This window comes from Mesorhizobium sp. dw_380 (assembly GCF_018588885.1).
Classification (GTDB): Bacteria; Pseudomonadota; Alphaproteobacteria; order Rhizobiales; family Rhizobiaceae; genus Mesorhizobium.
This window is the reverse complement of sequence record NZ_JAFFIW010000160.1, coordinates 1-337: the sequence shown is the minus strand read 5'-3', so window position 1 is coordinate 337 and position 337 is coordinate 1. Positions and strand designations below refer to the sequence as shown.

Here is a 337-nt window from a genome sequence, read left to right as displayed (position 1 = left end):
GAAGGGTCTCGCCGACGAGACCAGGAAGCAGCTGAACAAGCGGGGCGTGACTGAGGCCGTCTACGACGCATACATTCCCGGGAAGGACGACTATTCGGCCGAGGTCGCTGCGTTGCAGACCGCCGGCGTCTCCGCCTTATATGTGGGTGGGTATCATGCCGAGGTTGCGCTGATAGCTCGCGCTGCACACGACAGTGGCTACACGGTTCAGCTCATATCCGGAGATGCTTTGGCGACCGAGGAATTTGCCCTCATCGCCGGCCCCGCGGCGGAGGGGACCCTCTTCACGTTCCCGGCGGACCCGAGGCGAAGCCCCAAAGCGGCCGCGGTCGTTGAG

At 64.4% G+C, this 337-nt stretch carries 1 protein-coding gene; it reads left to right on the top strand.

Features of this window, described 5'->3' with window-relative positions; translation table 11 throughout:
• A partial coding sequence (locus JT360_RS33360; RefSeq protein WP_214477748.1) for an ABC transporter substrate-binding protein occupies positions 1 to 337 on the top strand: 337 nt, incomplete at both ends.